Source organism: Pseudomonas sp. 2VD (assembly GCF_005503585.1).
Taxonomy (GTDB): domain Bacteria; phylum Pseudomonadota; class Gammaproteobacteria; order Pseudomonadales; family Pseudomonadaceae; genus Pseudomonas; species Pseudomonas aeruginosa.
In genome coordinates this window covers 1-6334 of sequence record NZ_SCND01000344.1, presented here as the reverse complement: position 1 = coordinate 6334, position 6334 = coordinate 1, and the positions used below count along the sequence as shown (strand labels likewise).

Here is a 6334-nt window from a genome sequence, read left to right as displayed (position 1 = left end):
CCCTTGAGCTTTTCCGCCTCGTCGAACGGCAGGTTTTCGTCGGGATAGGTCGGCGTCAGCCAGGCCAGCTTGTCGCTGCCGACCTTCTGCGCGAGCGTCAGCGAGGCGATTTCTTCCTGTAGGTTCACCGCCAGGCCGAAGTTGAGCAGGGCGAAGACCAGGGCCGAGTCCTCGGGCTTCCAGTATTCCGGACGGTAGCCGGACTGGGCCAGGTCCATCGGCAGCTTGTCGCGATAGCGATACAGGTAGGCGTTGACCCCGCGCGCGTAGACCTCGAAGAAGCGTTGCAGGCGCGGCGAGGCGTTCCTGTACTGGATCTCCGCGGCCTGGCGCAGGTTCACGGTACGCATAAAACGGTCGATCTCCAGCGCGCCGGGGCCGACCATCTCGGCCAGCCGTCCCTGGGCCAGCAGGCGCAGGCTGACCATCTGGCTCAGGCGGTCGGAGGCGTGTACGTAGCCCAGGGCGAACAACGCGTCATGGAAGGTGCCGGTTTCGATCAGTGGCATGCCCAGCGCGTTGCGCCGGATCGATACGTTTTGCGCCAGGCCCTTGATCGGTTGCACGCCGGAGGTCGGCGGCAGGCTGTCGGCGTAGCGATCGTCGAGCCAGGACTGGCAACCGGCCAGGCCCAGGAGGGTGCCGAAGGCCGCGGCGGCGCCGCAACGGGGAAGAAAACGCATGAAGGCTGGCGAGGCCATGGGGTGGGGGCTCCTGCGGGAGTGGTCGCGTCGAGAGGCGCTACGTTAGTGAGGAGCGCAGGGCTGCGCAAGCTCCGCCTGCGGTCGTCCGCGAGGACGTCCGCAGGCCGGCTCGGGACCCGCTACTGCGGCGGATTGATGCGCTCCACCAAAGCATAGGCGCGTTGCGTCGCCGGACGCTGGCGAATGCTCTCGAACCAGCGCTGCAGGTGTGGGAAGTCGGCGAGATCCTGCTCCTGCCACTGATGTGGGACGATCCACGGATAGATGGCCATATCGGCGATGCTGTAGTCGTCGCCGGCGACGAAGGCGCGGTCCGCCAGGCGCTGGTCGAGAACGCCGTACAGGCGCGCGGTTTCCTTGACGTAACGGTCGATAGCGTAGGGAATCTTCTCCGGGGCGAAGCGGTTGAAATGGTGGTTCTGCCCGGCCATCGGCCCCAGCCCGCCCATCTGCCAGAACAGCCACTGCAGGGTTTCCTGGCGCGCGCGCAGGTCCTTGGCGAGGAAGCGTCCGGTCTTTTCCGCGAGATAGAGCAGGATGGCGCCGGACTCGAACAGCGACAGGGGAGCGCCGCCGTCGGCTGGTTGGCGATCGACGATGGCGGGAATCTTGTTGTTCGGCGACACCTTCAGGAAATCCGCCTGGAACTGGTCGCCCTGGCTGATATTGATCGGATGGATGGCGTAGGGCAGGCCGGTTTCTTCCAGGAAAAGAGTAATCTTGTGGCCGTTCGGGGTGGTCCAGTAGTACAGGTCGATCATCGGTGCGTCTCCGGCTCGTCGATGGGCTACGAACGGAAGACTCTACGCCAGGAACCTAGGTTCGATGCAAACCGCTGTCGCGCATGACGCCCCGGCGGGGCTGGTGGCGCGCCAACGAAAAGGCCCGCTGCTCAGCGGGCCTTCGGATGCCGGCGCGTGCGAAGGGTCAGGCGCCGTGGCACTTCTTGAATTTCTTCTCGCTGCCGCAGGGGCAGGGATCGTTGCGGCCTACGGCCTTGAGCGGATTGCGCACCGGCTCGTGGCTGTGGTTGCAGTGCGGACCATGGACATGACCATGGCCATGATCGTGATGATGATCGTGGTCGTGGTTGCAGTTCGGGCCGTGTACGTGGGGTTCCTGACTCATGGTGGACCTATTCTGGGATGAAATCGCCGGGAATTATCTCGCCATTTCGTCTCAGGTGCACGCTGCGGCCGAACATCAGTCCGGTCTTCACTTCGCCCTGCAGGCGGTAGCGGATCGGCTCCTCGGGACGTTCAAGGAGCTTGACGATGTATTTCATGTGGCGCCAGAGATTGGTTCGCACCGGCACGTCGAATACCTCGTGGCCGTGGGCGGGAACCGTGAACCACTGGCCGGACTCGCCTTCTGCGAGCTGGATGTCGTTCAGTTGCACGGCGTACTGCAGGCCGCGTACCGGCAGGCTGAAATCGTTGGGGTTGTCGATGCGGAAGCGCATCACGAACTCCTGTTCCAGCAAGCGTGCCTTGACCACTTCCACCTTCAGCAGCTTGACGTCGGGGTCTTCGAAGCTGCCGGTCATCCAGCTGCAGCCCGAGAGATTGGAGAGAACTCCCCACGCCATTATTAGGCTGATAATTCTTATCATTTGCGCCTGGTAATTCATGCTATTCCCCCCGAGACGCCCCAGTTTAACAAGCAGTGATTGTGCTGCAACTTATTGTTGTATAGAGGAAAGATGTTTCAGGTACAGGCCTGTGTCCATATGTTTCCCGTAGCGCAGTCGGGGGAGCATGGAGAAGCGCGTACGCCCGTGCAAGTCTTCCCGTCGGCTGGCGTGACCGGCTCGGCTAACCTGAACGGACCCGCCGGCCAATTTGCCGGACCCAGTCACTCCACGCGTGGCTGTCGATGGGTACAATCGTTCGACGAAACGCCAGGGCCGCCATGCCGAGCGGCCCTTCACTCGGAGAGATGCCAATGAGCCGCTTTGAAATCGCCTTTTCCGGCCAGTTGGTCGCCGGCGCCCGGCCCGAGGTGGTCAAGGCCAACCTGGCCAAGCTGTTCCAGGCCGACGCGCAGCGTATCGAGCTGCTGTTCTCCGGCCGCCGGGTGGTGATCAAGAACAACCTTGATGCCGCCTCCGCGGAAAAATACCGCAGCGTGCTGGAGCGAGCGGGAGCGATCGCCGTGGTCGCCGAGATGGAGATCGAGGAGGTGGTCATGGCGCCGCCGCCTGCGCAGCAGGCCGCCGTGGAAGCCCCACAGGCCCGCGTCGCTGCGCGGGACAGCGCGCCCTCCGGGCGTTTGCAGGTAGCGCCGCGGGACGGCTACATGGCGGCGTTCGCCGAGGTCGATGCGCCGGATTTCGGCCTGGCTCCGGTAGGCGCCGACCTACAGGACGCCAAGGCCGAAGCCGAGGCGCCGAAACTCGACCTGAGCCGCTTCAGCGTCGCCCCGGTCGGTAGCGACATGGGCCAGGCACGCTCCGAGCCAGCGGCTCCGGCTCCGGACACCAGCCACCTGCGCCTGCAGGACTGAGGCGGGCAGCGGCCTGCGACAAGCCAGGACGTGGGGCGGATAACCGCGTCGCGGGCCGTGGCATCGGGGACAGGCGCGGGGTTGGAGGAACGCGTCGACCAGGGGCAGGCGCTTGCCTCAGTGGTCGAAATCGTCCTGGTAGACGAACTTGGGCATTTCCCAGTGGAAGCGGATGGCCAGCAGGCGGAACAGGAAGCCGCTGAACAGGGTGATCAGCATCGCCTGTTCGGAGGGCAGTTCCAGCTCCACGCAGATCAGGTAGCACCAGGCGCTGGCGAAGGACACGCTGGCATAGAGTTCGCGGCGGAAGATCAAGGGTACGTCGTTGCACAGGATGTCGCGGAGAATGCCGCCGAACACCCCGGTGATCACCCCGCTGATCGCCGCGATCAGCAGGCTGTGGCCCATTTCCAGGCTGACCTGGCAGCCGATCAGGGTGAAGGCCACCAGGCCGACCGCGTCGAGTACCAGGAACAGCGAGCGCAGGTGGCGCATCAGCGGCGCGATGAACACTGTCACCAGCGCGGCGACTGCGGTCAGCGCCAGGTATTCCGGGTGACGGACCCAGGTCAGCGGGTAATGGCCCAGCAGCATGTCGCGTACCGAGCCGCCGCCCAGGGCGGTGACGCAGGCGATCAGCACCACGCCGAACAGGTCCATGCTGCGCCGGCCGGCCGACAGCGCGCCGGTCATGGCTTCGGCGGTGATGGCGATGATGTAGAGCACGGTCAGCAGCATGGGGATGGGGCCCGGATGAAAAGGCTGCGCATTCTACCCGAGCGCTCGTCAACGCCCAAACCGCGCAGCCTGGCGCAGCATCTCAGGCGTGCATGCGCAACCAGAAGCGTTCCTGGCAGGCGTTGACGAAGTGCTTGTAGCGTGGGCTGATTTCCCGCCCGGCGGAATCCAGCACTTCGTAGCCGATCCAGCATTCCTCGCAGGCCCCGCTGCTTGGCAGGAGGTCGCGCTCGCAGTGCTGGCGCAGGCGCACGCCGTTGTCGAAACGGTAGAGCGCTTCGCAGCTGTGGATCTCGACGCCGTCCTCGCAGCGCTGTTGCTCTTCGACCTGCGCATCGCTTATCGAGACTGGCGAGGACAGGGCATGGATGGCGCGGATATAGCTGGCGAGCGAATGCATCAGGTGATCCATGGACCGCAGCATTTCTTCAGCTTGCCGCCGGCGCCGCAGGGGCAGGGGTCGTTGCGGCCGAGTTTCAGGGCCACGGTCGGATCGAGGAAGTACCAGCGACCGTTGCGCTGGACGAAGCCGGAACATTCGCGATGGGCATGTTCCCCCTCGGCGTCGTGCCAGCGCGCGACGAAGGTGACTCGCGCATGTTCCGGCTGGCCGCCGAGCACCTCGTGGTTTTCCACCTCCAGGCCGAGCCAGGTGCTGCCGTGGCTCCAGGCGCGGATGCCGTCGAGATCGAGGCCGGCCTGTTGCGCCGGCAGCGTGGTGTCGCGCAGGTAGTCCACCAGTCCGAGGGCATAGGCGCTGTAGCGCGAGCGCATCAGGGCTTCCGCGGTGGGCGCGGGATGTCCCTGGTGATAGCGGCCGCAGCAATCGTCGAGCGGGTCGCCGCTGCCGCAGGGGCAGGTGGGTTGGGTCATGGTTACCACCAGTACTTGCCGAAGTTTTCCGGGTTGGCCCAGAACTTGGCGTTCAGCCAATCGGGGACCTGCTTGTACTCGTACAGGTCGTAGGTGTACAGGGTCAGCGTCTGGCCTTCGCGCTGGAAGCGTTCGCTGTTCTGCATGGCGAGGGCGAAGAAGTCGGTTTCCTGCCAGTCGCTGGCCTCGAGGTCGACCAGTACGGCGACCCGGCTGGCGTTCAGGTTGCGCACGCCCGCGAGCAACTGCAGACCGGTGCGCTGCGGCAGGTGTTCCAGGCAATCGACGAACAGCGCCAGGTCGAAGCGCTGGCCGGCCAGTTCGGCGGGCAATGCCGCCGCCGGGCTGTGCGCCAGTTGGCACTGGGGATGGTTGTGGATGAAGGCCTCCACCGCCGGCAGCCGGCTGGCGCCGACCAGCAGCAAGCGCTTCGGCGCGTAGCGGGCGAGCAACGCGGCCAGGGCCTGCTGCGGGGTGCGGGGAGAAATCGGTTCGCTCATGGGAAAACACTCTCCTGGGATTCGCCAAGACTAGCCTGAAGCGCCTGCATGGCCTAGTGCTGGCGCTTTTTTCGGCTGGGGTCTTTACTCCCTATTTGTCGGTTACAACCGATCCACGAGGAGAGTTCCAATGAGCATCACGAGGACCGCTTTACCCCTGATTCTGGTCAGCGGCTTGCTGACCGGTTGCGCAGGGTTGCAGAAAAGCGACTGGCCGACCTGTGCGGCGGTCGGTGGTGTTACCGGCGCCGGCCTGGGCGCGATCGAAAGCAGCAGCTGGGCCGGCTGGGGCGCCCTGATCGGCGGTGGCGTCGGTGCCGCCTATTGCTGGGTGCACGGTGCCGGCGAACAGGTCGCGCCGCCGCCTCCGCAGCCGGTCGAGGAAGTCGCGCCGCCGCCTCCTGTCGTCAAGGAAGAAACCATTGTCGTGCGCGACCTGCACTTCGCCTTCGATTCGTCGAAGGTGGACGCCGCCGACAGCGAGAAGCTCAACGGCATCGCCGAACGCCTGAAAGGCGAGGCGGCCAGTACGCGCCTGAGTATCACCGGGCATACCGACAGCGTCGGTTCCGATGCCTACAACCAGAAGCTGTCGGAACGGCGCGCGAATGCCGTGGCGAACTATCTGATCGATGCCGGGGTGCCTTCGAGCATCATCGTCGGCGTGCAGGGATTGGGCGAAAGCCAGCCGGTCGCCGACAACAAGACTCGCGAAGGGCGGGCCGAGAATCGCCGGGTGGAAATCCTCATCAAGCGCGAATGACGCAGGCGGCGCGGAGCAGAACGGGGGCGTCGAAGCCCCCGTTTTCGTTCATGGCTGGCGCCGCGGCGGGCTGGCGAGTATGTTCCCCCGCACACGATGTCTTGGGGGGAGTTCCATGAAAGCGTTTCTCGGGCTGGGCAAGCTCGTGACCCTGGTGTTCTGGGGCGCGGTGCTGGTCAATCTGCTGCATCCGTTCGCCTATCCGCTGAACTGGCTGTTGTCGATAGCCGGCGGCCTGATCCTGTTGATCC

Annotated in this window: 10 protein-coding genes and 1 pseudogene; 3 read left to right on the top strand and 8 right to left on the bottom strand. The window is 65.1% G+C overall.

The window, feature by feature from the left end; all coding sequences use genetic code 11:
- The 4 genes and pseudogenes from quiP to FFS27_RS26460 form a co-directional block, all read right to left on the bottom strand.
- Nucleotides 1-701: pseudogene (gene quiP, locus FFS27_RS26475) on the bottom strand (acyl-homoserine-lactone acylase QuiP); the annotation flags it as partial.
- Between the two features lie 122 nt (nucleotides 702-823).
- Complete coding sequence (locus FFS27_RS26470) at nucleotides 824-1465, bottom strand: glutathione binding-like protein (RefSeq protein ID WP_003081964.1); 642 nt, start codon at nucleotides 1463-1465, stop codon at nucleotides 824-826.
- A gap of 166 nt (nucleotides 1466-1631) precedes the next feature.
- Nucleotides 1632-1832: an SEC-C metal-binding domain-containing protein gene (locus FFS27_RS26465; protein WP_003081984.1), complete on the bottom strand. Its 201-nt coding sequence runs from the start codon at nucleotides 1830-1832 to the stop codon at nucleotides 1632-1634.
- Between the two features lie 7 nt (nucleotides 1833-1839).
- Nucleotides 1840-2334 (bottom strand): LEA type 2 family protein, encoded by a 495-nt coding sequence (locus FFS27_RS26460; RefSeq protein WP_003123186.1) that lies wholly within the window; start codon nucleotides 2332-2334, stop codon nucleotides 1840-1842.
- Between the two features lie 314 nt (nucleotides 2335-2648).
- Between FFS27_RS26460 and FFS27_RS26455 the strand changes: the two genes are divergently transcribed.
- On the top strand, nucleotides 2649-3209 hold the full coding sequence (locus FFS27_RS26455) for a hypothetical protein (RefSeq protein ID WP_004348538.1): 561 nt from the start codon (nucleotides 2649-2651) through the stop codon (nucleotides 3207-3209).
- Between the two features lie 117 nt (nucleotides 3210-3326).
- On the opposite strand, the gene FFS27_RS26450 is transcribed toward FFS27_RS26455, so the two are convergent.
- The 4 genes from FFS27_RS26450 to FFS27_RS26435 all read right to left on the bottom strand — a co-directional run bounded on the left by FFS27_RS26450 (nucleotide 3327) and on the right by FFS27_RS26435 (nucleotide 5320).
- Complete coding sequence (locus FFS27_RS26450) at nucleotides 3327-3947, bottom strand: trimeric intracellular cation channel family protein (protein ID WP_003081997.1); 621 nt, start codon at nucleotides 3945-3947, stop codon at nucleotides 3327-3329.
- Between the two features lie 82 nt (nucleotides 3948-4029).
- Nucleotides 4030-4347: a hypothetical protein gene (locus FFS27_RS26445; protein WP_021264414.1), complete on the bottom strand. Its 318-nt coding sequence runs from the start codon at nucleotides 4345-4347 to the stop codon at nucleotides 4030-4032.
- On the bottom strand, nucleotides 4347-4820 hold the full coding sequence (locus FFS27_RS26440) for a YchJ family protein (protein ID WP_003123184.1): 474 nt from the start codon (nucleotides 4818-4820) through the stop codon (nucleotides 4347-4349). The genes FFS27_RS26445 and FFS27_RS26440 overlap by 1 nt, the downstream gene beginning before the upstream one ends.
- A 2-nt stretch (nucleotides 4821-4822) precedes the next feature.
- Nucleotides 4823-5320 carry a DUF6231 family protein gene (locus FFS27_RS26435; protein ID WP_003086343.1) on the bottom strand — a complete coding sequence of 166 codons (498 nt, stop codon included), beginning with the start codon at nucleotides 5318-5320 and terminating at the stop codon, nucleotides 4823-4825.
- A gap of 130 nt (nucleotides 5321-5450) precedes the next feature.
- On the opposite strand from FFS27_RS26435, the gene FFS27_RS26430 reads away from it, so the two are divergent.
- Nucleotides 5451-6083, top strand: a complete 633-nt coding sequence (locus FFS27_RS26430) for an OmpA family protein (RefSeq protein ID WP_003082015.1) — start codon at nucleotides 5451-5453, stop codon at nucleotides 6081-6083.
- Nucleotides 6084-6198: 115 nt separating this feature from the next.
- On the top strand, nucleotides 6199-6334 hold a 136-nt coding region (locus FFS27_RS26425; RefSeq protein ID WP_137952311.1), incomplete at its 3' end, for a DUF1145 domain-containing protein.

Coding starts and splice junctions, on each gene's coding strand:
- FFS27_RS26470 (WP_003081964.1), bottom strand. CDS start 1,465: ATGATCGACCTGTACTACTGGACCACCCCGAACGGCCACAAGATTACT.
- FFS27_RS26465 (WP_003081984.1), bottom strand. CDS start 1,832: ATGAGTCAGGAACCCCACGTACACGGCCCGAACTGCAACCACGACCAC.
- FFS27_RS26460 (WP_003123186.1), bottom strand. CDS start 2,334: ATGAATTACCAGGCGCAAATGATAAGAATTATCAGCCTAATAATGGCG.
- FFS27_RS26455 (WP_004348538.1), top strand. CDS start 2,649: ATGAGCCGCTTTGAAATCGCCTTTTCCGGCCAGTTGGTCGCCGGCGCC.
- FFS27_RS26450 (WP_003081997.1), bottom strand. CDS start 3,947: ATGCTGCTGACCGTGCTCTACATCATCGCCATCACCGCCGAAGCCATG.
- FFS27_RS26445 (WP_021264414.1), bottom strand. CDS start 4,347: ATGCATTCGCTCGCCAGCTATATCCGCGCCATCCATGCCCTGTCCTCG.
- FFS27_RS26440 (WP_003123184.1), bottom strand. CDS start 4,820: ATGACCCAACCCACCTGCCCCTGCGGCAGCGGCGACCCGCTCGACGAT.
- FFS27_RS26435 (WP_003086343.1), bottom strand. CDS start 5,320: ATGAGCGAACCGATTTCTCCCCGCACCCCGCAGCAGGCCCTGGCCGCG.
- FFS27_RS26430 (WP_003082015.1), top strand. CDS start 5,451: ATGAGCATCACGAGGACCGCTTTACCCCTGATTCTGGTCAGCGGCTTG.